The sequence below is a fragment of the Saccharopolyspora erythraea genome (assembly GCF_018141105.1).
Taxonomy (GTDB): Bacteria; Actinomycetota; Actinomycetes; order Mycobacteriales; family Pseudonocardiaceae; genus Saccharopolyspora_D; species Saccharopolyspora_D erythraea_A.
Map to the genome: position 1 here is coordinate 2003366 of NZ_CP054839.1, position 26090 is coordinate 2029455.

Annotated in this window: 24 protein-coding genes; 15 read left to right on the forward strand and 9 right to left on the reverse strand. The window is 69.5% G+C overall.

Annotated elements, in window-relative coordinates:
- Positions 1-613: 613 nt before the first annotated feature.
- The 3 genes from HUO13_RS09250 to HUO13_RS09260 all read left to right on the forward strand — a co-directional run bounded on the left by HUO13_RS09250 (position 614) and on the right by HUO13_RS09260 (position 3918).
- A complete protein-coding gene (locus HUO13_RS09250) occupies positions 614-1459 on the forward strand; it encodes a helix-turn-helix domain-containing protein (RefSeq protein WP_211901005.1) in 846 nt (281 codons plus the stop codon).
- Positions 1460-1461: 2 nt separating this feature from the next.
- Positions 1462-1635 (forward strand): DUF397 domain-containing protein, encoded by a 174-nt coding sequence (locus HUO13_RS09255; RefSeq protein ID WP_211901006.1) that lies wholly within the window; start codon positions 1462-1464, stop codon positions 1633-1635.
- Between the two features lie 288 nt (positions 1636-1923).
- A complete protein-coding gene (locus HUO13_RS09260) occupies positions 1924-3918 on the forward strand; it encodes an ATP-binding protein (RefSeq protein WP_249124562.1) in 1995 nt (664 codons plus the stop codon).
- Between the two features lie 9 nt (positions 3919-3927).
- On the opposite strand, the gene HUO13_RS09265 is transcribed toward HUO13_RS09260, so the two are convergent.
- Entirely contained in the window at positions 3928-4281 is a 354-nt protein-coding gene (locus HUO13_RS09265) for a winged helix-turn-helix transcriptional regulator (protein WP_211901007.1), read from the reverse strand.
- Between the two features lie 95 nt (positions 4282-4376).
- Between HUO13_RS09265 and HUO13_RS09270 the strand changes: the two genes are divergently transcribed.
- Positions 4377-5258, forward strand: coding sequence for an NAD(P)-dependent oxidoreductase (locus HUO13_RS09270; RefSeq protein ID WP_211901008.1), 882 nt, complete (start codon positions 4377-4379; stop codon positions 5256-5258).
- A gap of 60 nt (positions 5259-5318) precedes the next feature.
- On the opposite strand, the gene HUO13_RS09275 is transcribed toward HUO13_RS09270, so the two are convergent.
- Both HUO13_RS09275 and HUO13_RS09280 read right to left on the reverse strand, forming a co-directional pair.
- The gene (locus tag HUO13_RS09275) at positions 5319-6566 is read right to left on the reverse strand and encodes a DUF6777 domain-containing protein (RefSeq protein WP_211901009.1); all 1248 of its coding nucleotides are present in this window, start codon (positions 6564-6566) and stop codon (positions 5319-5321) included.
- Between the two features lie 185 nt (positions 6567-6751).
- Positions 6752-9049 carry an FdhF/YdeP family oxidoreductase gene (locus tag HUO13_RS09280; RefSeq protein WP_211901010.1) on the reverse strand — a complete coding sequence of 766 codons (2298 nt, stop codon included), beginning with the start codon at positions 9047-9049 and terminating at the stop codon, positions 6752-6754.
- A 149-nt stretch (positions 9050-9198) separates the two neighbouring features.
- Here HUO13_RS09280 and HUO13_RS09285 point away from each other — a divergent pair, with 149 nt between their 5' ends.
- The gene (locus HUO13_RS09285; protein ID WP_211901011.1) at positions 9199-11832 is read left to right on the forward strand and encodes a valine--tRNA ligase; all 2634 of its coding nucleotides are present in this window, start codon (positions 9199-9201) and stop codon (positions 11830-11832) included.
- A 319-nt stretch (positions 11833-12151) separates the two neighbouring features.
- Entirely contained in the window at positions 12152-12604 is a 453-nt protein-coding gene (locus HUO13_RS09290; protein WP_249124563.1) for a plastocyanin/azurin family copper-binding protein, read from the forward strand.
- Between the two features lie 77 nt (positions 12605-12681).
- Here the strand turns inward: HUO13_RS09290 and HUO13_RS09295 are convergent, their stop codons facing one another.
- A complete protein-coding gene (locus tag HUO13_RS09295; protein WP_211901012.1) occupies positions 12682-13275 on the reverse strand; it encodes a pentapeptide repeat-containing protein in 594 nt (197 codons plus the stop codon).
- Between the two features lie 600 nt (positions 13276-13875).
- On the opposite strand from HUO13_RS09295, the gene folC reads away from it, so the two are divergent.
- Positions 13876-15243 carry a bifunctional tetrahydrofolate synthase/dihydrofolate synthase gene (gene folC / locus HUO13_RS09300; RefSeq protein ID WP_211901013.1) on the forward strand — a complete coding sequence of 456 codons (1368 nt, stop codon included), beginning with the start codon at positions 13876-13878 and terminating at the stop codon, positions 15241-15243.
- The gene (locus HUO13_RS09305; RefSeq protein WP_211901014.1) at positions 15240-15752 is read left to right on the forward strand and encodes a DUF4233 domain-containing protein; all 513 of its coding nucleotides are present in this window, start codon (positions 15240-15242) and stop codon (positions 15750-15752) included. The genes folC and HUO13_RS09305 overlap by 4 nt, the downstream gene beginning before the upstream one ends.
- On the opposite strand, the gene HUO13_RS09310 is transcribed toward HUO13_RS09305, so the two are convergent.
- Positions 15731-16618 carry a LysR family transcriptional regulator gene (locus HUO13_RS09310; RefSeq protein ID WP_211901015.1) on the reverse strand — a complete coding sequence of 296 codons (888 nt, stop codon included), beginning with the start codon at positions 16616-16618 and terminating at the stop codon, positions 15731-15733. The two genes, HUO13_RS09305 and HUO13_RS09310, sit on opposite strands and share 22 nt — an antisense overlap.
- Positions 16619-16734: 116 nt before the next feature.
- Here HUO13_RS09310 and HUO13_RS09315 point away from each other — a divergent pair, with 116 nt between their 5' ends.
- Complete coding sequence (locus tag HUO13_RS09315) at positions 16735-17652, forward strand: DMT family transporter (RefSeq protein ID WP_211901016.1); 918 nt, start codon at positions 16735-16737, stop codon at positions 17650-17652.
- Here HUO13_RS09315 and HUO13_RS09320 read toward each other — a convergent pair whose 3' ends face one another.
- Positions 17653-18753, reverse strand: coding sequence for a zinc-binding dehydrogenase (locus HUO13_RS09320; protein ID WP_211901017.1), 1101 nt, complete (start codon positions 18751-18753; stop codon positions 17653-17655).
- A 377-nt stretch (positions 18754-19130) separates the two neighbouring features.
- On the opposite strand from HUO13_RS09320, the gene HUO13_RS09325 reads away from it, so the two are divergent.
- The 3 genes from HUO13_RS09325 (at position 19131) to HUO13_RS09335 (ending at position 20371) form a co-directional block, all read left to right on the forward strand.
- Entirely contained in the window at positions 19131-19424 is a 294-nt protein-coding gene (locus HUO13_RS09325; RefSeq protein WP_211901018.1) for a hypothetical protein, read from the forward strand.
- Between the two features lie 226 nt (positions 19425-19650).
- The gene (locus tag HUO13_RS09330) at positions 19651-19971 is read left to right on the forward strand and encodes a hypothetical protein (protein ID WP_249124564.1); all 321 of its coding nucleotides are present in this window, start codon (positions 19651-19653) and stop codon (positions 19969-19971) included.
- A gap of 121 nt (positions 19972-20092) precedes the next feature.
- Entirely contained in the window at positions 20093-20371 is a 279-nt protein-coding gene (locus HUO13_RS09335; RefSeq protein WP_211901019.1) for a hypothetical protein, read from the forward strand.
- A 342-nt stretch (positions 20372-20713) separates the two neighbouring features.
- Here HUO13_RS09335 and HUO13_RS09340 read toward each other — a convergent pair whose 3' ends face one another.
- From HUO13_RS09340 to HUO13_RS09350, 3 genes are all read right to left on the reverse strand, one after another.
- Positions 20714-21034: a hypothetical protein gene (locus HUO13_RS09340; protein WP_211901020.1), complete on the reverse strand. Its 321-nt coding sequence runs from the start codon at positions 21032-21034 to the stop codon at positions 20714-20716.
- 319 nt (positions 21035-21353) lie between these two features.
- Positions 21354-21641, reverse strand: a complete 288-nt coding sequence (locus HUO13_RS09345; RefSeq protein ID WP_211901021.1) for a hypothetical protein — start codon at positions 21639-21641, stop codon at positions 21354-21356.
- Between the two features lie 479 nt (positions 21642-22120).
- A complete protein-coding gene (locus tag HUO13_RS09350; RefSeq protein ID WP_211901022.1) occupies positions 22121-22534 on the reverse strand; it encodes a subtilase-type protease inhibitor in 414 nt (137 codons plus the stop codon).
- A gap of 732 nt (positions 22535-23266) precedes the next feature.
- On the opposite strand from HUO13_RS09350, the gene HUO13_RS09355 reads away from it, so the two are divergent.
- From HUO13_RS09355 to ndk, 3 genes are all read left to right on the forward strand, one after another.
- Positions 23267-23581: a hypothetical protein gene (locus HUO13_RS09355; protein ID WP_211901023.1), complete on the forward strand. Its 315-nt coding sequence runs from the start codon at positions 23267-23269 to the stop codon at positions 23579-23581.
- Positions 23582-23889: 308 nt separating this feature from the next.
- Positions 23890-25449, forward strand: coding sequence for an alkaline phosphatase D family protein (locus tag HUO13_RS09360; RefSeq protein WP_211901024.1), 1560 nt, complete (start codon positions 23890-23892; stop codon positions 25447-25449).
- Positions 25450-25676: 227 nt separating this feature from the next.
- Positions 25677-26087 (forward strand): nucleoside-diphosphate kinase, encoded by a 411-nt coding sequence (ndk, locus tag HUO13_RS09365; protein WP_211901025.1) that lies wholly within the window; start codon positions 25677-25679, stop codon positions 26085-26087.
- Positions 26088-26090 lie beyond the last annotated feature (3 nt).

Sequence of the window (26090 nt, forward strand, 5' to 3'; positions counted from 1 at the left end):
CCCAGCACGGACGGTGGGGCCGACGGTGTGCGGGCGTCGGGCCGGGCGCGTCCGGGGGCTCCATCGCGCCCGGCCCGACCGGGCGGACCGACGTGCGGGGGAGGGCGGTACCACGTCGGTCCGGGCTCGGATCGAAGTCCTATGTGGACTCCTTTTCGTCTCCTGGTTTGGAATGCCCGGTCACCGCGCGGGAGTTCGCGACGCATCCCGCGTTGCCGATGCGGTGACCGGGCGCGGGCGCGCGCCGGTCCGGTGCGCGGCGCGAGCCCGGGTATCGGTGGATCACCTGGCGTGCAAACGATTTGACGATGCGGGTACATTCGACGCAACGAGGACGCTCAGTCGTCGGATGGCCGGGCTCGGCCCACATCACTTCCGCACCGCACTCGGCAGGCAGGCCGGGCCCGGGTGCGGAATGTGTTTCGAGAACGCCCGACAAACCCGGCGATGGCAACCAGCGGGGCCACGCTTCCGAGCTGTGCATGGGCCTCTGCCTCCAAGTAGCAGTCGATTGATCGCTGTTGTTGAAGCCACCGTCGCTGGTAGCGTCACCGTGCCACTAGGGCCCTGTTCAGGTGATCTTGCTAGCGCGATCATCGATGGGACGTGTCACATGGCCGCTACCGCGGGTACGCCACGCGCCAGGGCTCTTTCCGCGGCACTGCGAGAAGCCCGGATCTCGAGCGGTATCGGGGTCCGCGCGCTGGCCCGCCGGCTCGAACTCTCACACGTGCAGATCTCCAACTGGGAAACCGGATCGCGGGTACCCAACATCGAGACGGTGGCGATGATCCTCGCCGCCATCCGGGTCAGCCCGGCGGAGCGGGAGCGGATACTCGACCTCGCCCGCAACGTCCGGGAGCCGAACTGGCTCACGGTCGGCATGAACGGCATCCCGCAACAGCTGGCGGGTGTGGTGGAGTGCGAACGCGCCGCGAAGTCGATCGTGGAGTGGGCTCCCATGCTGGTCCCAGGGCTTCTTCAGACGTTGGAGTACACCCGCGAGATCAAGCGGGCGAGCGGGCTTTCGCAGGCCGACACCGAACTGCGCGTGATGCTGAGCGCGAGTCGTTCGGAAGTCATCACCCGCCGGGATCCGATCGGGTTCCATGCCCTGATCGGAGAGGCCGCACTGCACGACGAGATCGGGTCCTGCGCGGTGATGAGAGAACAACTGGAACGACTGGTGGAGAGGGCGGCCCGCCCCAACATCACGATCCAGATCGTTCCGCAGCGCCTGGGGTGGCATCCCGGCCTTGCCGGGCCGTTCGTGCTGTACGAATTCCCGGATACTTCGCCCGTAGTACATTTCGAGCATCACAGTTCCGGTGCTTTCATTCCTTCTGAGCACGATGTCCTCGAGTATCAGAAGGCAGTGGACTGGCTCGGTGGAATCGCGTTGACTCCTGCCGAGTCGGTGTCCCTCGTCGCCGCGCTCGCCGATGGAAGGAAGGTGTGAGAATGGTGGTGCACCGCTGGCAGAAGTCCAGCTACACGAGTGCCAACGGCAACTGCGTCGAGCTGTCGGTGCCACGGGGGCTCATCCGTGATTCGAAGGATCCGGATGGCCCGAGGCTGTCGGCCGACATCGCTGCACTCATCCGAGCCGTCAAGAAAGGCCGGTTCGAGAGGTAGGCGGCCTCTGGGGTCTCCGGGCGCGTGTCGCTCAGAGACCCCACGTGTCTGCAGCTCGGCTCGCGCAGATGGCGGTGGAGGTTCGGCGGTACTCGTGTCAGCCTCACACTGATCATTTGCGACAGGATGTAAGAGAGGGTCGGTTTGGGGTCTCAGCCTGGGGGGACGCACAACAGTGCGTCGGCTGCCGAGAACGTGGTCCAAGCGCAGCACGTACACGGGGGCGTGCACGTTCACCCCGCAAGTTCGACAAGTCCGCTTGTCGTACCGCGCCAGCTGCCCGCCACGGTGCGGCACTTCATCAACCGCACCGTCGAACAGGACGCGTTGACCACACTGCTCAAAGGCGCCGGCAGTGACCAAACGGTCCTGGTGTCGACCATCGACGGGCTCGCCGGGGTGGGCAAGTCGACGCTGGTCGTCCAGTGGGCCCACCAGGTCCGCGAGCGGTTCGCCGACGGCGAGCTCTACGTCAATCTACGGGGTTTCGACCCAGCCGCCGAACCGATGACCTCGACCGAGGCCCTGGGTGGCTTCCTCACCGCGCTGGGAGCGGCGCCGGAGGCGCTACCGGCTGCGGAAGAAGCCAGGGCCGCGCACTTCCGCACACTGCTGCACGGGCGCCGGGTCCTGCTCGTGCTGGACAATGCCCGCGACACCGAGCAAGTGCTGCCGCTACTGCCAGGATCGCCGGGATGCCTGGTCGTCGTCACCAGCCGCCAGCGACTGGACGGGCTCGTTGCCCACCACGGCGCGCAGCGACTTGCGCTGGCAACGCTCACGCGCGACGAAGGTCGTCAGCTGCTGGTGCGGTACGTCGGCGCGGAGCGCATGGCCGACGAGCCGGAGGCGGTCGCGGCACTGCTCGACCACTGCGCCGGACTGCCGCTGGCGCTGACTCTGGTCGCCGTCCAGGCCGCCGCCGAACCGGACCTCGCGCTGGCAGACCTCGCGGCCGACCTCCGCGACGAACGCGATCGACTCGATGCCCTCGATGTGGGCGGACGGACCGGCATACGCGGGGTGTTCTCCTGGTCGTATCGCACGCTGACCCCGGAAGCAGCTCGGCTGTTCCGCCTGCTCGGTATGCCCAACTCGCCGGATATCAGTGTCGGCGCGGCCGCAGCACTGGCCGGCACCGACCCGCGTCGCGTCCGGCGGACGCTCGGCGAACTCTGCCGGGCCCACGTACTCACCCGCCGAACGGGAGATCGCTACGCCTTCCACGACTTGCTCCGTGCCTATGCCCGCGAGCGCGCGTACGCCGACGACGCAGAACAGGAACGCACCGCAGCACTACAACGCCTGCTGGACCACTACCTCTACACCACCTACGCCGCCAGTCAACGACTGGCACCGGACCGAACGCTGTTCCAGCTGGACCACACCGACAAGCGGTTGTCGCGGAACTTCGACACCTATGAAGAAGCCTTGACGTGGTGGGATGCCGAGCACGCCAGCGTGTTGGCCTGCATTCCGCAGGCAGTAGCGCTCGGCATGCCCCGCGCCCCCTGGTTGGCACACGTGGCCACATATCCGTTGAAGCTGCGCGGTCTGATCGACGAGTTGAAAGCCAGTAGTACCGCTGGACTCAAAGGTGCACAAGACACCGGAGACCGCGCCGCCCAGGCTCGCCTTCTTACCGACCTCTCGACGGCACACTACTTTCACCAAGACCTCAACGCAGCTATCCGCTATCAGCAATCTGCCGCCGAACTGTTCGCCGATACAGGCGAAAACCAGTGGGCAGCCAGTGCCTACACCGCGATTGGTTCGCTCTTCCTCGATCTGAAGCGCTACGCGGACGCAGCGGCCTCAGCGCGACGCGCCCTGTACATACAGGGCAATACCAGGGACTCAGCGGTAGACGAGGGAGTAGCCGACGGAGTTCTAGGGCTCGCATTGGTCCACATTGGCGACTTGCCCGAGGCATTCGCCCACCTCCGTCACGCCGTCGACGTAACTGATCGATTCGCACGAGGCTACGCATTGAGCAACCTCGGAGCTGCTTACCTCTGTGTGGAAGACATCGACAGCGCGGTGCGCACCTATCGCCAAGCCGTGGAGCATCGCCGGGCCATCGGCCACCAGCTGGGCGAGGCGACCAGCCTCAACAAGCTCGGCGAAGTACTGCACGCAAGCGGTGATGCCGAAGGTGCTCGGGAAGCCTGGCAGGCCGCCCTCTCAATTCTCGACAGCTTCGGGCATCCCGACGCCGAAACCACCCGAACCCATCTCAACACGCTGGATGCCGCCACATCGGGACCAGGCTCGACCGGCTAGCGTCTGGTCCTAACCCGCCGCCTCGTGCTTGTACGAGTCGTCGAGGACGTTCGCCCGTCCCCACTGCCCGAGGGGCTCCAGCGCGGTGTTGAGCGAGGCGCCGCGAGGCGTGAGCGAGTACTCCACGCGCGGCGGCACCTCGTCGTAGGTCTCGCGGTGCACGATGCCGTCCGCCTCCAGCTCCCGCAGGTGCGAGGCGAGCACCTTCTCGGTCACGCCCGGCAGGCCCCTGCGCAGCTCTCCGAAGCGGCACGGCTTCACGCTGAGCTCCCAGAGGATGAGGACCTTCCACTTGCCGCCGATCACGTCCATCGCCGCGTCGATGCCGCACACGTACGCGCCCGGCCGCCTGGTGGTCGCCATGCCCGCCCCTCCCACCTGCTCGCTATCCCCGGGGTAAGCCCCCACTTCGAAGTGCGTACTTGCCGCCCCCTGGACCTGCGAGAAGCCTAATCGGCATGCACGACAACGCTTCCGCGAACAAGTCGCTCACCCTTCTCGGCCTCGGCGCCATGGGCGCCGCCCTGGCCCGCACTTGGCTCGCCGCCGGGTACTCCCTGACCGTCTGGAACCGCACCCCGGCCCGTGCGGAGGCGCTGGCCGCCGACGGCGCGACGGTGGCGGCGACTGCCGCCGAGGCGGTGGCGGCGAACCGCCTGGTCGTGGCCTGCCTGCTCGACGACGCCTCCGTCGGCGACACGCTCGCCGGTGCCGACCTGACCGGCAAGGACCTGGTCAACCTCACCACCGGCACTCCCGACCAGGCGCGGGAGCGCGCCGCGTGGGCGCGGGAGCGAGGTGCGCGGTTCCTCGACGGCGGGATCATGGCGGTCCCACCCATGATCGGGGTGCCGGAGTCCGGTGGATACGTCTTCTACAGCGGTTCCCGCGCCCTGTTCGACGAGCATCGGGAGGCCCTGGCGGTGCCGACGGGCACCAACTACGTCGGCGAGGACGCCGGGTTCGCCGCGCTGCACGACGTCGCGCTGCTGAGCGCCATGAACGGCATGTTCGCCGGTATGTTGCAGGCCTTCGCCCTGGTGAAGCGGGAGGACATCGACCTGGCGAACTTCGCGTCGCTGCTCGTCTCCTGGCTGACCGCGATGGCGACCGCCGCCCACCAGACCGCGGCGCAGCTGGCCAGCGGCGACTACACGCAGGGTGTGGTGTCGAACCTCGCCATGCAGGTCGCGGGCAACTCCACGCTGCTGCGCACGGCAGAGGAGCAGCGGGTCAGCCCGGAACTGCTGACACCGTTCATGGCGTTGATGGAGCGCCGCGTCGCAGACGGGCACGGCGACGAGGACGGCACCGGAGTCGTCGACCTGCTGCTGAAGTGACGCACGTGAGCGGTGCTGCCGGTGGGTACCGGCAACACCGCTCACGTCGCTCTTCTTCGATCACTGGGTGGACTCGGCCTCAGCGCCCGTGGTCACCCCCTGCGGGGGAGAGTTCTCCTCCTGCGGCTTCTGCTCGGACTCCTGGGTGTCGGTGCCCTCGTCGACCGGCTTCTCCTCGGTCGTCTCCTCGGTCACCTCGGTCTCGGGCTCGACCTGGACGTCCGCCTCTGGCTTGTCGTTGGTCTTGTCCTCCTGAGGCTCGACGTCCTTCGGGGCCTTCGGGTGCTTCGGAGTGACCGGCGGCTCGTACGGCTTACCGGTGTGCTCCTCGTACGCCTCCTGAGTCCTCTGCTGCTCCTTCTCGGCCCTCTGCCGTTCCTTCTCGGCCTTGAGAACGTCCTCGTCGGCCTTCTTGGCCTCCTTCAGCGCGGCGTCGTAGCGGTCCTTCGCCTTCTGGATCTCCTGCGGCGTCGCGCCCGCCTTGATGAGCTCATCGAGTTCGCGCTTGGCGGCATCGGCCGCGGACCAGGCCTTATCCCTGACATCCATCGCCTTGTGCAGGTTCTCCTTGGCCTTCTCGTGGGCGATGTAGGCCTTGTCCGCCGCGTCCTTCAGCTCCTTCTCGGTCGGCGTCTTGGTGCCACCACCACCGCCGGAGCCGTTGTCGCCACTGCCGCCTGAGCCCCCGCCGGGGACCTGGCCGCCGGTGGCGGAACCGGACTGGCCGTAGGTCCCGCCCTGGTCACCGGAGCCGGAGCCGGCGACCTTCTCGGACTCGTCCTTGGTCAGTGGGTTGCCGTTGAGGCACTTGACCGTCGGCTCGCCCTTGTCGTCGACGAACACGGCCGTGCCCGTCTGCAACACGGTCGGGCGGGCGTCGAACCGGCCGTCCTTGTAGCCGTGGCTGGTCACCGGGGTGTCGGAGGTGAGCTGCTCCGGGGTCAGCTTGCTGACGAACCCGGGGATCTCCTCGGCGCTCATGCGGAAGACCTCGGCCCAAGCCCGTGCCTTGTCGGGGTCGGCCTCCAGGTCGCTGATCAGGTAGTTCGCGTCGCAGGAGGAAGTGTCGGCGCCGTTGTCGCTGATGGGGGCGACGAACGGGGTGTCCCCGGGGGAGGAGCTGGACTCCATGCTGACCTGCCGGACCGGGGTCCGGCCGGGCATGAGCGCCCACGCCGCGCCGCCGGCGAGTCCGAGGGCGAGCACCGCCGCGACGGTGATCGTGAACTTGGGTCGCGGGGTGCGGGCCGTGTTGTGGCCGGTCGGCCCCTCGCCTGGAGCGGCGGTCGATCGTCCGTGGTCGTGCATCGAGTCTCTCCTTCTCGCTGTCCGATACGCCCGGTTTGGGCTGCACGAGAAGGTTGCCAGCGGCGCCGGCCCGAAACGATGGTGCAGACCCGCCATCCGAGTGCGCCGAGCCCCCGGATCGCGCTGGGGCGTTCCCCAGCGCGGCGTGGCGGGTGGCCCCGTTTTCTCAGGTCAGGACACTGGGATCAGCGGCATTCGAGCCGGACGATGATCGCCTTCGAGACCGGCGTGTTGGACTTCTCGGCCACTGATCCCAGCGGGACCAGCGGGTTGGCTTCGGGGTAGTAGGCGGCGGCGCAGCCGGGGGCGGTGGGGTAGGCGACGATGCGGAAGCGCTCGGCGCGGCGCTCTTCGACGGTGCCGTCCTCGGTGGACCATTCGGAGACGAGGTCGACGACGTCGCCGTCGGTGTGACCCAGCGCCGCGATGTCGTCGGGGTGGACCATCACCACCCGGCGGGCGTCCTCGATGCCGCGGTAGCGGTCCGACAGGCCGTAGATGGTGGTGTTGTACTGGTCGTGGCTGCGCAGGGTCTGCAGCAGCAGCCGTCCTTCGCCCACGGTGATCGGCTCGGGAGTGTTGACGGTGAAGTTCGCCTTGCCGGTCGCGGTGGGGAAGCGGCGGGCATCCCGCGGCGGGTGCGGCAGCACGAACCCGTCGGACTCGCGTACCCGCTGGTTGTAGTCCTCACAGCCGGGCACCACGTGGGCGATGTGCTCGCGGACGGTGTCGTAGTCGGTCTCGAACTCCTCCCACCGCACTGGATGCTCCGGTCCGAGCAGGCGGCGGGCCAGGCGGGAGACGATGGCGACCTCGGAGAGCAGGTGCTCGGAGGCCGGTGCCAGCCGGCCGCGGGAAGAGTGCACGACCGACATCGAGTCCTCGACGGTGACGAACTGCGGGCCGCCTGCCTGGGTGTCGCGCTCGGTGCGCCCCAGCGTCGGCAGGATCAGCGCGGTGCGGCCGGGCACCACGTGGGAGCGGTTGAGTTTGGTCGAGATCTGCACGGTCAGCTCGCATCCGCGCAGCGCCCGTTCGGTGGCGGCGGTGTCGGGGGTGGCGGAGACGAAGTTGCCGCCCATCCCCACGAACGCCCGCACCCGCCCGGAGCACATGGCCCTGATCGAGTCGACGGTGTCCAGTCCGTGGTGGCGCGGAACCGGGATGGCGAACTCGGCCTCGAGAGCGGCCAGGAACTTCTCGGGCATCTTCTCCCAGATGCCCATCGTCCGGTCGCCCTGGACGTTGGAGTGCCCGCGCACCGGGCACACCCCGGCCCCCGGCTTGCCGATCATCCCGCGCATCAGCAGCAGGTTGACCACCTCCCGGATGGTGGCCACCGCCTGACGCTGCTGGGTCAGCCCCATCGCCCAGCAGGCAACCGTCCGCTCGGAGTCGATCACCATCCGCGCGATCCGCTCGACCTGCGCCCGCTCCAACCCCGTCGCGGCCCGCACCTCGTCCCAATCGAGGTCGGCGGCCTGGGCCCGGAACTCCTCGAAGCCGTGGGTGCAGGACTCGACGAACTCCTGGTCGACCGCACCCTCGGCCAGCACCAGCGCATTGACCGCCCGGAACAGCGCCAGGTCACCACCGATGCGGATCTGGGCGAACTCGTCGGCCAGCGCCGTGCCGCCGCCGAGGACACCGCGGGCGTTCTGCGGGTTCTTGAACCGCATCAGGCCGGTCTCCGGCAACGGGTTCACCGCGATGATCCTGCCGCCACGCTGCTTGACCTTCTCCAGCGACGACAACATCCGCGGGTGGTTGGTGCCCGGGTTCTGCCCGACGACCAACACCAGATCGGATTGCTCGAGATCGGCCAGCGACACCGAGCCCTTGCCGATCCCGATCGTCTCGGTCAACGCCGCGCCGGAGGACTCGTGGCACATGTTGGAGCAGTCCGGCAGGTTGTTCGTGCCGAAGCCGCGGACCATGAGCTGGTAGAGGAACGCGGCCTCGTTGCTGGTGCGACCCGAGGTGTAGAAGACGGCCTCATCCGGGCTCTCCAGCCCACGCAACTCGTCGGCGATCACTCCGAAGGCCTCGTCCCAGCCGATCGGCCGGTAATGGGTGTCGCCCTCGCGCAGGATCATCGGCTGCGTCAGCCGCCCTTGCTGGCCCAGCCAGTAGTCGGTGCGTTCGGCCAGCTCGGCCACCGGGTGCGCGGCGAAGAAGTCCGGCCCGACGCGGCGGGTGGTGGCCTCCTCGGCCACCGCCTTCGCGCCGTTCTCGCAGAACTCGGCCAGCTTGCGCCTGTCCCCGTCGGCCTCGCGGGGGTCGGGCCAGGCACAGCCCGGGCAGTCGAACCCGGCGCGCTGGTTCAGCAGCGGCAGGGTCTTCACCGTCCGGGCCAGGCCCATCTGTTCCCAGCTGCGCTGCAACGACACCAGCACGCCCTTGACCCCGGCCGCCGCCGGCTTCGGGGCGCCGACCTCCAGGGCCGACTCGTCGATGTCCTGCTCAGGGGCTCCACGCGACATGATCCAAAGGGTGCTGCACGCTGCCCCGTGGGGCAACGCCTTACAACCGCACGGCGGACACCGGCGTTGCCCTGGGGTCCGGCGAGGTCCCCAGCACCGACCCGGGACGGTTGTCAAGGTGAACCTGAGAGCTTCGTACACTCTGCGATGTGACACAGACCCAAGCCGCACAGCCCCGTGAACTTCCGTCGACCTGGAACCCGGCCGACGTAGAGGCCGAGCTGTACCAGCGCTGGGTAGCCGCCGGGTACTTCACCGCCGACCCGGCCGGTGACAAGCCGCCGTTCTCGATCGTGATCCCGCCGCCGAACGTCACCGGCAGCCTGCACATCGGACACGCGTTCGAGCACACCCTGATGGACGTCCTCACCCGCCGCAGGCGGATGCAGGGCTACGACGCGCTGTGGCTGCCCGGCATGGACCACGCCAGCATCGCAGTGCAGGCCATGGTCGAGAAGCAGCTCCGCGACGAGGGCATCGACCACCGCGAGCTTGGCCGCGAGGGCTTCCTGGACCGGGTGTGGGAGTGGAAGGAGAAGCACGGCGGGGCGATCCTGTCGCAGATGCGCCGCCTCGGCGACAGCGTCGACTGGACCCGTGAGCGCTTCACCATGGACGACGGCCTGTCCCGCGCCGTCCAGACGATCTTCAAGAAGCTCTACGACGACGGCCTGATCTACCGCGCCGAGCGGCTGGTCAACTGGTCGCCGGAGATGCGCTCGGCGATCTCCGACATCGAGGTCGAGCACAAGGAGGTCGAGGGCGAGCTGGTCTCCATGCGCTACGGCCACGGGGACGCCTCGATCGTGGTGGCCACCACCCGGGTCGAGACCATGCTCGGCGACACCGCCGTCGCGGTCCACCCCGACGACGACCGCTACCGGCACCTGGTCGGCACCAGCATCGAGCTGCCGCTGACCGGCCGGACGATCCCGATCGTGGCCGACACCCGCGTCGACCCCGAGTTCGGCAGCGGCGCGGTGAAGGTCACCCCGGCCCACGACCCGAACGACTTCGAGATCGGCCAGCGCCACGACCTGCCGATGCTGACGATCATGGACGAGCGCGGCCGGATCGCCCGCAGCGGTACCCGCTTCGACGGCATGGACCGGTTCGAGGCGCGGGTCGCGGTCCGCGAGGCGCTGCGCGAAGAGGGCCGGATCGTCGCCGAGAAGCGGCCGTACGTGCACAGCGTCGGCCACAGCTCGCGGTCCAAGGAGCCGATCGAGCCGCGGCTGTCGCTGCAGTGGTACGTCAAGGTCGGTCCGCTGGCCAAGGCCGCGGGCGACGCGGTGCGCGACGGCCGGGTCGCGGTGCACCCGCCGGAGATGGCCAAGCGCTACTTCGACTGGGTCGACAACCTGCACGACTGGAACATCTCGCGTCAGCTGTGGTGGGGCCACCGCATCCCGATCTGGTACGGGCCGGGCGGCGAGGTCGTCTGCGTCGGACCCGACGAGGAGCCGCCCAGCGGCGAGGGCTGGCACCAGGACGAGGACGTCCTCGACACCTGGTTCTCCTCGGGCCTGTGGCCGTTCTCGACCATGGGGTGGCCGGACGACACCGAGGACCTGCGCAAGTACTACCCGACCAGCGTGCTGGTCACCGGCTACGACATCCTCTTCTTCTGGGTCGCCCGGATGATGATGTTCGGCCTCTACGCGATGGACGGGGTCGAGCCGTTCAAGGTGATCGCGCTGCACGGGATGGTGCGCGACCCCCACGGCAAGAAGATGTCGAAGTCGGCGGGCAACACCGTCGACCCGCTGGAGTGGATGGACAACTACGGCACCGACGCGCTGCGGTTCACGCTGGCGCGCGGCGCCAACCCGGGCGCGGACTCGCCGATCAGCGAGGAGTGGGTCGCGGGCTCGCGCAGCTTCTGCACGAAGCTGTTCAACGCCACCAAGTTCGCGATGATGAACGGTGCGCGGGTGCCCGCGGCGCTGCCCGCGCGCGACGAGCTCACCGACGCCGACCGGTGGATCCTGGACCGCGCCGACCGCGTCGTGTCCGAAGTGGACGAGCTGCTGGAGGACTTCCAGTTCGCCAAGGCCACCGAGGCCCTCTACCACTTCACGTGGGACGAGTTCTGCGACTGGTACCTGGAGCTGTCCAAGGTCCAGCTCGACGAGCAGGGCGACCGGGCGGAACGCACGCGCGACGTGCTCGGCCACGTGCTCGACGTGCTGCTGCGGCTGCTGCACCCGACGATCCCGTACATCACCGAGACGCTGTGGACCACGTTGACCGGGCGCGACTCGGTCGTCGTCGCCGAGTGGCCTGCGCCGGCGGGCCAGCCGGTCGACACCGGTGCTGCCGAGCGGGTCGAGGCCACCCAGAAGCTGATCACCGAGATCCGCCGGTTCCGCTCCGACCAGGGCCTCAAGCCGGGGCAGCGGGTCGCGGCGAAGCTGGGCGGGGTGAGCGAGCTCGGCCTGGACGGCCACGTGCCCGCGGTGCGGGCGCTGGCCAGGGTCACCGAGCCCGCCGACGGCTTCACCTCGTCGGCGTCCATCGAGGTCGGCCTGCGCGGCGGCATCGTGACCGTCGAGCTCGACCTCTCCGGGGCGATCGACGTCGTCGCCGAGCGCAAGCGGCTGACCAAGGACCTCGCGGCGGCCGAGAAGGAGCTCGCGGGCACCGAGAAGAAGCTCGGCAACCCCGCGTTCACCGACAAGGCCCCGGCCGAGGTGGTCGACAAGATCAAGGTTCGCCGGGACACCGCGCTGGCCGACATCGAGCGCATCAACGCCCGGCTTTCCGCGTTGCCCGAGAGCTGATCGCGGGGCTGGCAGCAGGGTCGTCCGAGGGGCAGATCGCATACCGCACGGGAGCGGGTCGTTGTACGCAACGGCCCGCTTCGGTGTGTCGGGGGAAGCCGGGGCGTCTGTCACTGCTGGCGCAGCTTGTTCTTCTGCAAGAGTCTGCACTGGCGCTCCCCGCGTCACACCAGAAACTCGCGACACCAGCCGGAAGGCTCGCGGTCCTACTCTGATTTCACCGAATTCCAGCGGGAAATCGCTGGGCGGTAATGGTTTTCTCCATTCTTCCCACGTGTCTTCCGATGGTGCGTGGGCGAGTTCCGCGGGGGGTTGAGCGATGCTGATCGAAGTGGACGAACGCAGGACGTGCAGGAGCAGACCCGCGAAGACCGGACCGCGGCTGGTGGGAGTGCTGCTCGCGGTGCTCGCGCTGGCGGCGACGGTGCTGACCGGCGCGTCGGCCTCCGCAGCGACGACACCGGCGCCGGCGGTGATTCCGGCAGCCGACGGCGGGCCTGCCGTCGTGGTGGTCAAGATGGTCGACTACCGGCTGTTGCAGCCGGCCTTCCTGCCGCCTGGCACCTACACCTTCAAGGCCTTCAACGCCGGACAGCACCCGCACGCGGTGGAGATCGCCGGGCCGGACGTCTCCAACGCGCGCACGGCCGTCGTTCAGTCCGGCGAGGTCACCGAGGTCACCGTGACGCTGCGTCCCGGCGTCTACGACTTCTGGTGCCCGGTCGGCGACCACCGGCAGATGGGGATGCAGCTCTACGTGAAGGTCGGCTGACCATCAGTCGGCTGACCGGCCATCGGTCACAGCCGAGCAGCTGACGGCGCCGGGCCTCCGACGGGAGGTGGACTGACTCACCGCACCTGCAAACCGAGAGCGTGAGCGAGCACGACGGCCTGCGGCGCGTCGATGACCGCACCCGAAACCTCCGCCGACAGCGGGTCGAGCGCGGTCAGGTCGCTGCCGCGCAGATCGCACCGCGCGAGGCGGGCCCGGTCGAACTGCGCGCCGGAGAGGTCGCTGTCGGTCAGCGCCGCGTCCCGGCAGTCGGCCGCGGTCAGGTCGGCCTCGCGCATCCGGGCGTCTCGGAAGGAGCTGCGCCGCAGGTCGGCGTCGGCCAGCGAGACGAACGACCAGTCGCCGCCGAGCACCCGCACCGAGCCCAGCGCCGACCCGCGGAACCGGCTGCCGGTGAGCTTGCAGCCGGTGAACTCGGCGTCGAAGAAGTCGCAGCGGTCGAACGAGCACCGCAGGAACGCGGTGTCGGTGTGGCGGGAGACGTTGAACCGCACGCCGGTGAACGAGCACTCCTCGAAGACCGCGTTGCGGGTCGCGGCCTCGCTCAGATCGCAGTCGTGGAACTCGCACCGGAGGTACGCGCGCCCGACGAGCTCCTCGGCGTAGAGGTCCTGTCCGCGCAGCACCTCGTCTTCGATCCACTCGGCCACGAGGCGAGGGTATCCCGGGGGCTGAGGGGTGGCGGCGGGCCTGGCGGGTCGCTTTGGGAGTGGGGGTGCGTGGGATTTCCGGTGGGCGGCTTGGCCTGGCGGGTCGCTTTGAGTGCGGGAGCGCGGGCTTTTCGACGCATCCAGTGGGGCTGGCGGGGCGCTTTGAGTACGGGAGTGCGTGGGTTCTCGACGAAGTCACCCTGGCCTTGCGGCTTGCGGCGAGCGGGGTTTCTGGGGCGCTCGCCACCCCCAGGCCCCGGCAGGTCTCCGGGATGAAAGCCTTGCTCGCGGGCGGCGGTTCGTTCGGAGCCTGGTTCCCATCCCGCCGACCTCCACAAGGGCTATCAGACCGCGTCAAGGGGGCGGTTTTCGAGGCATCCTGCGGTCGGGAGCGAGGGCGCCCCCTTGACCCGGCCTGATCGGGCTGGCGCCAGGTCGACGGGATGAGAGCTGAGGCTCCTCTTTAGGCGGTAGGGCCACCCCTGCCCGGTCGGCCGCTGGGGTCGTGAGGGCCGGGGCAGGTCGGGCTGAAGCCGTCCTCACCTTCCCACGTAGACTTTGACCTCGACATTCGTCGTCGGGGCACAGGGAGTGAAGGACTTGTCCGACACCGATCCGGGCGCGTTGCAGGAACTGCGCGTCGTGGAGGCCGAGCTCAACGAGCGCTGGCCGGAGACCAAGATCGAGCCGTCGCTCGACCGGATCCGCGCGCTCACCGACCTGCTGGCCGAGCCGCAGCACAGCTATCCGGTCGTGCACGTGGCGGGCACCAACGGCAAGTCCTCGACCTCGCGGATGATCGACGCGCTGCTCGGCCGGATCGGCCTGCGCGTCGGCCGCTACACCAGCCCGCACCTGCAGCTGGCCACCGAGCGCATCAGCATCGACGGAGGGCCGATCAGCCCCGCCGCCTACGTCGAGGCCTACCGCGACGTCGCGCCGTACGTGTCCATCGTGGATTCGCGCAGCGATGTCCCGATGAGCAAGTTCGAGGTGCTGACCGGGATGGCCTTCGCCGCGTTCGCCGACGCCCCGGTGGAGGCGGCGGTGCTGGAGGTCGGCATGGGCGGCAGCTGGGACGCCACCAACGTCGCCGACGCCCGCATCGCGGTGATCTGCCCGGTCGCCATGGACCACGCCGAGTTCCTCGGCAACGACCTCGCTGGGATCGCCACGGAGAAGGCCGGGGTCATCAAGCCCGGCTCGGTGGTGGTGATGGCCGCCCAGCAGGCCGAGGCGCAGAAGCCGATCATGGACCGGATCGCCGAGGTCGACGCCACGGTGGCCCGCGAGGGCCACGAGTTCGGCGTGCTGTCGCGCACCGTCGCCGTCGGTGGCCAGATGCTGCGGCTGCAGGGGCTCGGCGGGGTCTACGACGAGATCTTCCTGCCGCTGCACGGCGAACACCAGGCCCGCAACGCCGCGCTCGCGCTGGCCGCGGTCGAGGCGTTCTTCGGTGCGGGCGCCGAGCACCAGCTCGACGTCGAAGCGGTCCGCGACGCCTTCGCCGGGGTCATCACCCCCGGCCGCCTGGAGCGCGTGCGGGCGGCGCCGTCGGTGCTGGTGGACGCCGCGCACAACCCGCACGGCGCCCGCGCCCTGGCGGAGGCGCTGAGCTCGGAGTTCTCGTTCCGCCGCCTGGTGGCGGTGGTCGGCGTCCTCGGCGACAAGGACGTGCGAGGCGTGCTCGCCGAGCTGGAGCCGGTGGTCGAGGAAGTGGTGCTGACCAGGAACTCCTCGCCGCGCGCGATGGACCCCGACGAGCTGGCGAGCATCGCCAAGGACATCTTCGGACCCGACCGCATCGTCGTGGAACCCCGGCTCGACGACGCCGTGGAGACCGCGATCCAGATGGCCGAGGAGACCACCGACCCGAGCGAGTCGGTCTCCGGCGGCGGCGTGGTGATCACCGGGTCCGTGGTGACGGCGGGCGAAGCACGAGCGCTGTTCGGTAAGGAGCCGGCGTGACCGACGAATCGAGCACCCCGCGCGACGACAACCCCGCCGACGTCGCCTCGGGCGACCGGGCCGGGGACGCCTCGCTGCCGGAGGACCAGTACGGCCTGCCGGTGCCGCCGGAAGGCGTGCGCGACCCGTGGAAGGGCCTGCGCGGCATCATGGCAGCCACCCTCATCCTGGAGTTCATCGTCTTCGCGCTCGCGCTGCCGGTCGTGTGGCAGTTCGCCGGGGGCGTGTCCAGCGCGGGCTTCGTGTTCGTGGCGGTGCTGTCGGTCCTGCTGCTGGTCGCCGGGTTCGTGCAGCGGCGCAAGTGGGGGCTCGGCTTCGCGCTGGTGTTGCAGGTCGCGCTGGTGGCGTGCTTCTTCGTGCACCCGGCGATCGGGCTGATGGCGCTGGTGTTCGTGGTCGTCTGGGCCTACATCGTCCACCTCCGGCGAGACGTGGCGAAGCGGATGCGGCACGGCCAGCTCTACGACCAGCTCGGCCACCCGCCCGGCTACCCGCCGGAGAGGGCCTGAGCCGGGGAACGCTGCGCGACGGCCTCGACCAGGGCGGTGACCGCCGGGTGCCAGGGCCGGCCGGGTGGCCCGGTCAGCACCAGCTCGCGCGTCACGCGCTGGCGCAGCGGCACCAGCACGAGCCTCGGGTCGAGCATCGCCGCCGCCAGGCCCGGCACGACCGTGACGCCCATGCCTGCGGCGACCATGGCCAGCAGCGTGCCCATCTCGCGGATGCGGTGCGCGGGGGCCAGCTGTGCCTTCCCCAGCCGGTAGACCTCGCGCAGGTGCCGTTCGCACCCACCGCAGGACAGCAGGAACGGATCGTCGTCGAGGTCGGTGACGTCGATGACGTCCTCGCCCGCGAGCGGGTGGTCGTGCGGTAACAGCGCCTGGAAGACATCCGAGCCGACGCGCACGCCCTCGCCGCCCGGCGGGTCGACCAGCACCGCCACGTCCACCGCGGCTCCGGCCAGCCAGTCCGCCACCTCGTCGTCCTCGCCCTCGAAGACGTGGACCGCGAGCCGCGGGTAGTCGTGCCGCCATCCGGTCAGCAGCTCCGGCAGCAAGCCCTGGCAGACCGTCGGCGGCGCGGCCAGCCGCAGCGTCCCGGTGGGCAGCCCGTCGCGCCGCGCGGCCAGCTCGGCGATCGAGTCGGCCGCCGACACGGCGGTGCGGGCGTGGCAGAGGATGCGCTCGCCGAACGCGGTCGGCCGCGGCCTGCCCTGCCGGACCAGCACGCGGCACCCGACGGTGCGCTCCATAGCGGCCACCGCGTGCGAGACCGCCGACTGGCTGATGTCCAGGGCCTCCGATGCCGCGCCGAAGCCGCCCGCGTCGACCACGGCGAGGAAGGCGCGCAGTTGTGCGAGGTTCACGTTGTTCATGAGCAACCCTCATCGGTGGCGCGATGAAACTTGTTTGACTCATCATGCCGCATCGCCGAACGTGATGGCCGAAAGCCGCCGGAAAGGTGCGGCGGTGACGGGGTTTGGTGGTGGACATGGAAGAACCGACGGCGCGCTGGGTACCGGGATTCGTCCTGCTGTCGGCGATCTGGGGATCGAGCTTCGTGCTGATCAAGGTCGCGGTCGACGCGGGCGTCGCCCCGGTGTGGGTGGCGCTGTGGCGGTGCCTGTTCGGCGCGCTCGCGCTGTGGGCGGTGTGGCTCGCCTCGGGTGCGGCCCGCCCTTCGATCCCGCGCGACCCGCGCACGTGGGGGCACGCCGCCGTGGTCGCCGCCCTGCACAACGCGGTGCCGTTCACCCTGTTCGCCTACGGCGAGACCCACATCAGCTCGGTGCTGGCCGGGGTCTGGAACGCCACGACCCCGCTGGCGACGCTGCTGTTCGTGCTGTTCCTGCTGCCGTCGGAGCACCCGACGCCGCGGAGGCTGGCCGGTCTGCTCGCCGGCTTCGCCGGGGTGCTGGTCGTGCTCGGCGTGTGGCGCGGCGTCGAGGGCGGAGTGCTGGCCGGCAGCCTCGCCTGCCTGGCCGCGACCACCTGCTACGGCGCGGGCTTCACCTACACCAGGCGGTTCTTCTCCGGCCGCTCGGAGTCGGCGAGCGCGCTGATCATCCTGCAGCTCACCTTCGCCACGCTGGAGCTGCTCCTGGTCGCCCCGCTGCTCGGCGGCGCACCCGGCTGGCCCGGCCTGCTGCCCGCCGCGTGCCTGGTGCTGCTGGGCGCGGTCGGTACCGGGATGGCCTTCCTGCTCAACATGCGGGTGATCCGGGCCGCGGGCTCGACGATCGCCTCGACCGTCACATACGTGACGCCGCTGTGGTCGACGATCCTCGGTGCGCTGCTGCTCTCAGAACCGCTCGGCTGGAACACGGTGGCGGGCGGTGCGCTGGTCATCGCCGGGGTGCTGTTCGCGCGGTCGGGCACCCGGCGCGGCGAGGTCGCGGCGGTCCGGTGACTAGCCGATGTCGACGACCGCGCGGCCGACGGTCTCGCCGCGCCGGAGCGCGTCGTAGGCGTCCTGCACCTGCTCGAACGAGTAGCGGCGGCTGATGGCGTCCTGCGGGCGGAGCAGCCCGCGGGCCACCAGGTCCAGCAGCACCGGCATGTCGCGGCGCGGCTTGGCGCCGTAGGAGCCCTTGATCTGCAGCTTGCGCCGGGCGATCGTGGCCAGGTCGAACTCGCCGGTAGTACCCCTCGGCGCGATGCCGACGACCACGACCTGCCCGCCCTCGACCACCGAGTCCCGTGCCGCCTCGAACGTCGGCACGCCGCCGAGCGCCTCGAAGGCGACGTCGACGCCGCGCCCGCCGGTGATCTCGCGGATCGCCGCGGGCGCGTCGACCTCGGCGGAGTTCACGGTGTGGGTGGCGCCCAGGGTGCGGGCGTTGGCGAGCTTGTCCTCGCTGATGTCCACGGCGACGACCACCGACGCCCCGAACGACCCCGCGAGCTGGATCAGCGCCGAGCCGACGCCACCGGCGGCGACCACGGCGACGGTGTCTCCGACCCGCACGTCGGCCGCGTGGCGCAGCGCGCCGTAGGCGGTCATCGTCGAGCAGCCGACGGAGGCGACGTCTGCGAGCTCCACGCCGTCGGGCACCCGGTACGCCGCGGTGGCCGGGGTCACCGAGCGCTCGGCGAGCCCGCCCATCGAGTACATCCACACCGGCTCGCCGCCGGGCCGGAACAGCCGGGTCTCGCCGTCGTAGAGCTGGCCCTTCCCCCGGTTGTAGGCGAAGAACTTCTCGCAGATCTCCTCGTTGCCGCGGGCGCACTGGGGGCACTGGCCGCACGGCATGATGAAGCTGGTGACGACCCGGTCGCCGACGGAGAAGCCGGTGACCTCCGGGCCGACCTCGGACACCACCCCAGCGACCTCGTGCCCAAGCACGGCGGGCACCGGGAACGGCAGCTCGCCCTTGAGGACGTGCAGGTCCGTGTGGCAGGCACCGCAGGACGTCACGTCGATGGCGATCTCGCCCGCCCGCGGGTGCGGATCGGCCAGCTCCTCGATCCGCATCGGCTCGTTCGCGGCGGTGTGCACGGCTGCGCGCATCCGGAACTCCCTTTCAACCTGGGTCCACCGGGTCCTGCCGGGCGGCGGAGAGATGCCCTCTGGCCCGGGATTATTGAACTGTTCGAGGGATCTTTCAACCACGTCGCGACGCCGCCGGCGGCGCTCGGCCCTGCCCCATCGCCGCGGCACCGGGCCTTGCCGCATCCGGGCGGGTTCCCCGCCCGGGCCGGGAAGTCCACAGAGGAAGTCCAGTCGCAGGTCGCGTTGATCACCACATGGTGTGATCAGCGGTGTTTCTTGCTTGCCCTTGAACCAAAGCGCACCGGTAGGTTCCACATGCCGCGCGGGAACTCCCGGAAATCCGGCGGAGATCCGGCTTCCGCGGCTTGCGCCCAGATCTAGGAAGGGAACGGTTCATGCGTAATGCGAAGCGGCTGACCGCGGCTGCTGCTCTGGTGTTGCCGCTGCTGTTCGGGGCGGGCGACGCCGCGCTGGCCGCCGGCGGGAAGAAGGTCCCGAAGGCTTCCGGCCTGATCCAGGACCAGAACCAGGCCACGGCCAACAACACCGTGCAGAACAACATCAACGTCTCGCCGGTGAACCAGGTCAGCATCGGCTCCAAGGGCGAGCAGTCGGCCATGACGTGGACGAACCAGAACAACTACAACGAGAGCGAGCAGTCCGACTACCAGGAGCAGGACGAGGACTGAGCTCCTCCGCGAGGACGGCACCACCGGCCCGGCGGCCCGCGCTGCCGGGCCGGTTCGCGTCCTTCGGCTTGCACCAACGGGTGACCCGGCGTGGTTTCTGGCGTGTTGCCGTGCCAACGCGGAGCCGCGGTGGAAGGTTTGCGCAGTCGATCTCGGCGCTCGGGCCCGCAATTCCCGGCCCGGCAGCCGGCGACGCAGTCAGGAACATTCAAGATCGGAGTCTGAGGTGCGTAGTTCTGCACGCGCGCTCTTCGCAGGCGCAGTCACGGCCGGGTTGCTCATCGCGGGTTCGTCCACCGCGTTCGCCGCCAAGGACGACAAGAAGAAGTCCGACGACGACACGACCCAGACCGCGGCCGCCGAGGGCGGCGACGGCGGGTACGCCGGAGACGGCGGCATCGCCATCAACTTCTGCCCGGCGATCGGTGTGCTAGCCAAGGCCGAGGCCAACTGCTCCGGCGGCAATGGCGGCAACGCAAACGGCGGCGACGCGGAAGCGTACGCGGAGGACGACAGCAGCGAGACCTACTCGTCCGACGACGACTGAGGGCCGACCTGCTCCCCGCCGGCCGGTCCGGCGGATCGTCCCAAGCATGCCGGTCCGTCGGACCGGCATGCTCCATATGCGGGATCTGTGCCTCGCACACAACTTTTGGATTGGAGTACCAGTGAAAACCTCTGTCCGCATCCTCGGCGCCACCGCGGTCGCCGCGGGCCTGCTGGCGGTCGGAAACTCCGCCCAGGCGGCGAGCTCCGACACCGCGCCGAGCCCGGACGACGCCGGCCCCTTCACGTCGGGGCCGATCAAGTTCGAGAACTGCCGGCCGGGCAACCCGGCGCTGGGCGCGATCTCGCTCGAGTGCACGATCTCGGGCGCCCAGAACGGGACCAGCTCCGACGGGGAGTCGGAAACGTCGCACTACGACGGGAACGACGAGGAGGACTGAGATCCGGACTGTGCCGGTCCCCTGGCGGGATCGGCACAGTCGTCGGCGGACTCGCCGGCGTCCGCGGTGCGGTCGCAGGGCGAGAGTCCATGTGCGGCAACGTGATCGTCGGACTGCCTGGGGCACAGCCGCGCTCCGAGGTCGCCTGATGTAGGTATGTTCCCGGCTTCGCCGAGAGCCGGTGAGAAGACGGGGTTACCGTCGACGTGCGGGAAGGTCGCGCGATCCACCTGACGCGGTCTTCCCGCCACCACCCGCCCCGAAGAACGCGTCGTGCCGGCCTCCCGGATGGGAGGCCGGCACGTTTTCCGCGCGTGGCAGTGGCATTCCCCCTGGGACTGCTCAGTCCTTGCTCTTGCGGTACTCCCTGTCCCTGCTGTCGTCCTCCGTGGACGCTTCCGCGTCGCCGCCGTTGGCGCTGCCGCCGTTGGCGGCGTTGCACTTCGCACTCGCCGGTGCGAGCAGCGCGATGGACGGGCAGACGTTGAGTCCCAGTCCGCCGTCGCCGGCCTTGCCGCCCTCGCCGCCCTCGGCGGCCGCGGTCTGGGTCGTGTCGTCGTCGGAAGTCTTGTCGTCCTTGGCCGCCAGAGCGGTCGACGAACCGGCTGCGAACAGCCCGGTCGCGACGACGCCGGCGAAGAGAACGCGAACCGAAGTGCGCACTCCATACTCCGATCTTGGCTGGTTTCAGATGAGGATCGGTGCCGCGTCGCCCGGGAAGCGGGGCGGCCGTGCCGATCACTGCGTGGACCTTTTCATCGGAGGCGCAGGTTTGGCACTGACCGACATGCGGAAGAGATCACGGGACCACCCGAAGGTGGGACCTCCGCGTCTCCGGCACGCGTGGAGGTGCGCCGTGGCCAAGGGCGGAGTGCACCGCGGGCCGCGCAGAAAAAGGGTGTGTGCCGACCGGTCCCGCATTGGTCGGCACACACCCGAGGAGGGAGCGAGCTGGCGTCAGAGCCTGACGTCAGCCTTGGTGTCAGTTGTCGCTGTCGTCCTCGTTCTCGGCTTCGGCGTTGCCGCCGGTGCCGTTGCCACCGTTGGCGGCGCTGCACGAGCCGGTGCCCTCGCCGAGGACGCCGACGCCGATGCCGCAGAGCACGTTGACACCGAGGCCGCCGTTGCCGCCTTCACCGTTGCCGCCGGTGGCGGTAGCGGTCTGCTTCGTGTCGTCATCGGAGCCGCCCCCGGCGAAAGCGGGGGAACCCACGGCGAGCATGGCGGCGGCCGCGGTGGTAACGGCGAGCAGACGAATGGACTTACGCATTCCTTCATCTCCTATCATCGTGATATCCAGCGCCAAGCGGCGTGACTCCCGACCCACGCGAGTTGGGAGGGCTTCCGGCTGGCAATTAAACGGTCGCATTGTTCACGGCTCTCTGCGTTGTCCTGCACCACCAAAGAGAATCAACCGTCACACTGCCGGGTTTGCGATTACGCGCTGTTGTCCCAGTTGCGCGCGACCGATTTTCCCGGGGCGGCTGATCAGATGGAGTTGAGTGAGGTCCGGAACAATTGATCACGGTTTGTGGGCACTGTTTCGTGGAACTATCGGGATAAAGATCAAGAAAGTGCGCTCGACCGTCTGCCGATTGGGACCAATGGTGGCATAAAGGCGGAGTTTTCGTCGGATGCCGTGAATTGGATCATGTGATGGAAGCGGTATTGAAATAGCAAGAAGGGCCCACCGGGCAGTTCGGTGGGCCCTTCGAATGGAAACTCGGGGCGTTGGGGAGCCGGGTGTGCTCAGAAGTCGAATACGGCTCCCGTCTGCTGCTTCAGCACGCACCGGTTCGCAACGGACGTCTCGTGGGCGATCTGCGTACCGCGCCAGGTGCCCTTGGCGGACGCGCGGATGTTCCGGTTGTCCTTGGTGCAACCGGACCGTTCGAGCTCGGGGCGGACCGCGTGGAGGTCCTCGAAGTTCCCGTCGACCGTCAGCAGGTCGGCGCAGGCGGCCGCGGCCTTCGGGTGGTCGCCCCCGGCGGGCTCGCAGTCGAGGGTCACGCTGTGCGGCTTCTGGTGTTCGGTCACGGTCAGCGTGATCGTGCTCCGCGCATCTCTGGCGTCGGCTGCCGCCGATGCGATCCCGGGGGCCAGTGCCGCTGCCGCGAGCGCGATGCACGCGACTGCGCGTCCGAGGGGCCTTTGAGCGGTCATTGCCTGTCTTCCTTCCGTCCCACGCGGAAATAGATCCTCTGCTACCAGTACCGCAGTCGGATCGATCTTTCCGTGCGAGCGGAAAACGATCACCTGTCGGGGTACCTCGGAACGGTAGTAGCTACTGTCCGCTACGCGACGGTCCGGGATTGTCCGAATCCCTGTGGGGGGTGCACTCGGAAGCGATCAACCCAATAAGGGGCTTTATCGGATGTTTTCGTGACACTCCGTCGACATGAGTCGCCCGGTAGGCGGATGATCGCCCGGGGCCGCGGGGTTCCATTGGGGAATTGTTGATCTCTCCAGCCAGGGATTTGGCGGGTTTCCTTGATCGCGAGGTTTGCAACCCGACGTCGATTCGCGAACTTCGGAACGGGCCGTGATCGCATCTTGCCCCGAGAGGTTTCGGCTTGCTCGTTCGTGTAGTCGGAGGGCGGGCGGTGCGGCCGGGTTCGCTGCGCTCCGCAGTGTTGTAACTCGTCCGGTCGTAATCAGGGTTGGGGGAATTATGTGATCCACTGGATGTTCATCATCACATGAGGTGATCGACAATGGTTCGGGTTGCGGCGTGCCAGGTCCGCGGCGATATCTTCTAGTTGATCCGCAAATGGCGGGTCTTTAAATGGAATCCCGAAGGGAAACCGAGGTGTTGGTCCGCAGCGGGCGGCCTTCGTCGCGGAATTCTTGCGGGTGTTCTCTGCAATATTCGGAGATGTGAAGGGGATACTAGTTATGCGGACTGCCACGCGCCTCGTCGCTGCCACTGCTCTGGCACTGCCGGTGCTGTTCGGAGCTTCCGGCATGGCGCTCGCCGACGGCGACCACGGTCACAAGCACGGCAAGAAGGGCGACGACACGGTCCAGGTGCAGGACCAGGACCAGGACAACAAGACCGACCAGAGCAACAAGACCGGCCAGGAGATCAACCAGGCCCAGTGGGTCGTTGGTGGCAAGGGCGGGGACCAGAGCGCCCAGAACTGGTCCGCGTCGGAGAACGACAACGGCACCGAGCAGGACCAGGACGCGTCGCAGGAAGACGAGGACTGATCCGGTAGTTCCGCACCTCCTGGCACTCGCAGTGGAGCCATGACGCCCGGCCCGGCGCAACGACGCGCCGGGCCGGCGTTGTGTCGTGCGCGGGAAATGCCGCCCGCCCGGGAATATCGGATTCGTTGAAGTGCGGAACGCTCGAAGTGGACGTCGCACGAGCCATGCCGCGTGCGGACGCACGGTCTCCCGGGCGGGATGCCCCCGGAGACCCCGCGATGGGCGGCACGGCACATCCGCCCCGGGAGTTCAGCTGTTCGTCAACTTCCGGTGGCGGACCGGCCGCCGAGCACGATTAGAACGACCGCATGCACCCCGAATCTGCCTCCCACCGCCTCAACCGCCGCGCGCTGCTGCGCGGCTCCGCGGCCGGCGCCGGAGCCCTCGCCGCCGGCCTGCTCCTGCCGCGCGCGGCAGGCGCCGCGCCCGCCTTCGCCCGCCCCGACCGGCCGCTGCTGACCCACGGCGTGCAGCTCGGCGACCCGCGCCCGGACGGCGCCGTGGTCTGGACCCGGGCGGACCGCCCGTCGCGGATGTTCGTCGAGATCAGCCAGGACCCCGGGTTCGCCGACGCCCGGCGCGTCCCGGGCCCGCTGCTCACACCGGAGACCGACGGCACCGGCGAGGTCCTGCTGCGGGGCCTCCCGCCCGGCCGGCAGTTCCACTACCGCGTCGTCGCCGAGGACCTCGACGGGCGTGTGGGCAGCGAGCCGCTGGCGGGCAGCTTCCGCACCGTGCCCCGGCAGCCGCGCGACGTGCGGTTCCTGTGGTCCGGTGACGTGGTCGGCCAGGGCTGGGGCATCAACCCCGACATCGGCGGCATGACGATCTACTCCGCGATGGCCGCGCGCAACCCGGACTTCTTCCTGCACAGCGGCGACACCGTCTACGCCGATGGGCCGCTGAAGGAGTCGGTGACGTTGCCTGACGGACGGGTGTGGCGCAACGTCGTCACCCCGGAAAAGTCGAAGGTCGCCGAGACGCTGGCCGAATACCGCGGCCAGTTCGCCTACAACCTGCTGGACGAGAACGTGCGGCGCTTCGCCGCCCACGTCCCGCAACTGGTGCAGTGGGACGACCACGAGGTCACCAACAACTGGTACCCCGGCGAGATCCTCGACAAGCCCGAGTACACCGAGAAGCGGGTCGACGTGCTCGCCCAGCGCGCGTTCCAGGCCTTCCACGAGTGGCAGCCGGTGCGGCGGCAGGACGCCGTGGACGGCCGGGTCTACCGCAAGGTCGGGCACGGCCCGCTGCTCGACGTCTTCGTGCTCGACATGCGCAGCTACCGCGACCCGAACTCGGAGGGCACGCGGGCGGAGCGCATCCTCGGCGAGCGGCAGGCGCGGTGGCTGGTCGACGAGCTGTCCCGGTCCCGCGCGACCTGGAAGGTCATCGCCTCGGACATGCCGATCGGCATCATCGTGCCCGACGGCGACAAGATCGAGGCCGTCGCCAACGGCCTGCCCGGCGCGCCCAACGGCCGGGAGGCTGAGCTGGCCTGGGTGCTCGCCGAGACCGCCCGCCGCCAGGTCCGCAACGTCGTCTGGCTGACCGCCGACGTGCACTACTCGGCGGCCATCCGCTACTCGCCGGAGCGCGCGGCCTTCGACGGCTTCGACCCGTTCTGGGAGTTCGTCTCCGGACCGCTGCACGCCGGTGCCTTCGGCCCGAGCGAGCTGGACCCGACCTTCGGCCCCGAGCAGGTCTTCGTCAGCGCGCCGACCCGCCAGGGAGCGTCGCCGCTGGAGGGCTTCCAGCACTTCGGCGAGGTCAACATCGACTCCCGGTCCCGGAGGCTGACCGTGGACCTGCGCGACGCCGCGGGCAAGTCCCTGTGGTCGACCACGCTCGACCCGCGGCGCTGACCGCAGGCGCGAGCGCCCGGAGAGACGGCTCGCTGCCCGGCACCGGCCGGCCGGGCGGCGAGCGGGCGCCGGGCGTCACCCCTGACCTCGCACGCACCAGTGGCTCATCGCGGCCACCCGGGTCTCCCCGGGCACGGCCGGGACCACCGGAATCGATACCCTGGCGGCAAATCGGGCGTAGGTGGCCGGACGCACACCGCCGCCCCGGCACAGAAGGAGAAACACTCGTGAGCGAGCGCACCCTGGTCCTGGTGAAGCCCGACGGGGTCGAGCGGGGACTGGTCGGCGAGGTCATCGGCCGCATCGAGCGCAAGGGCCTGAAGCTGGTCGCCCTGGAGCTGCGCCAGGTCGAGCAGCAGCTCGCCGAGCAGCACTACGCCGAGCACGACGGCAAGCCGTTCTTCGGCAGCCTGCTCGAGTTCATCACCTCCGGCCCGGTCGTGGCCGCCGTCGTGGAGGGCCCGCGGGCGATCTCGGCGTTCCGCCAGCTCGCCGGCGGCACCGACCCGGTGGACAAGGCCGCCCCGGGCAGCATCCGCGGCGACTACGGCCTGGAGGTCCAGTACAACCTGGTGCACGGCTCGGACTCCGTGGAGTCCGCCGAGCGCGAGATCAAGCTCTGGTTCCCGGAGCTCTGAGCC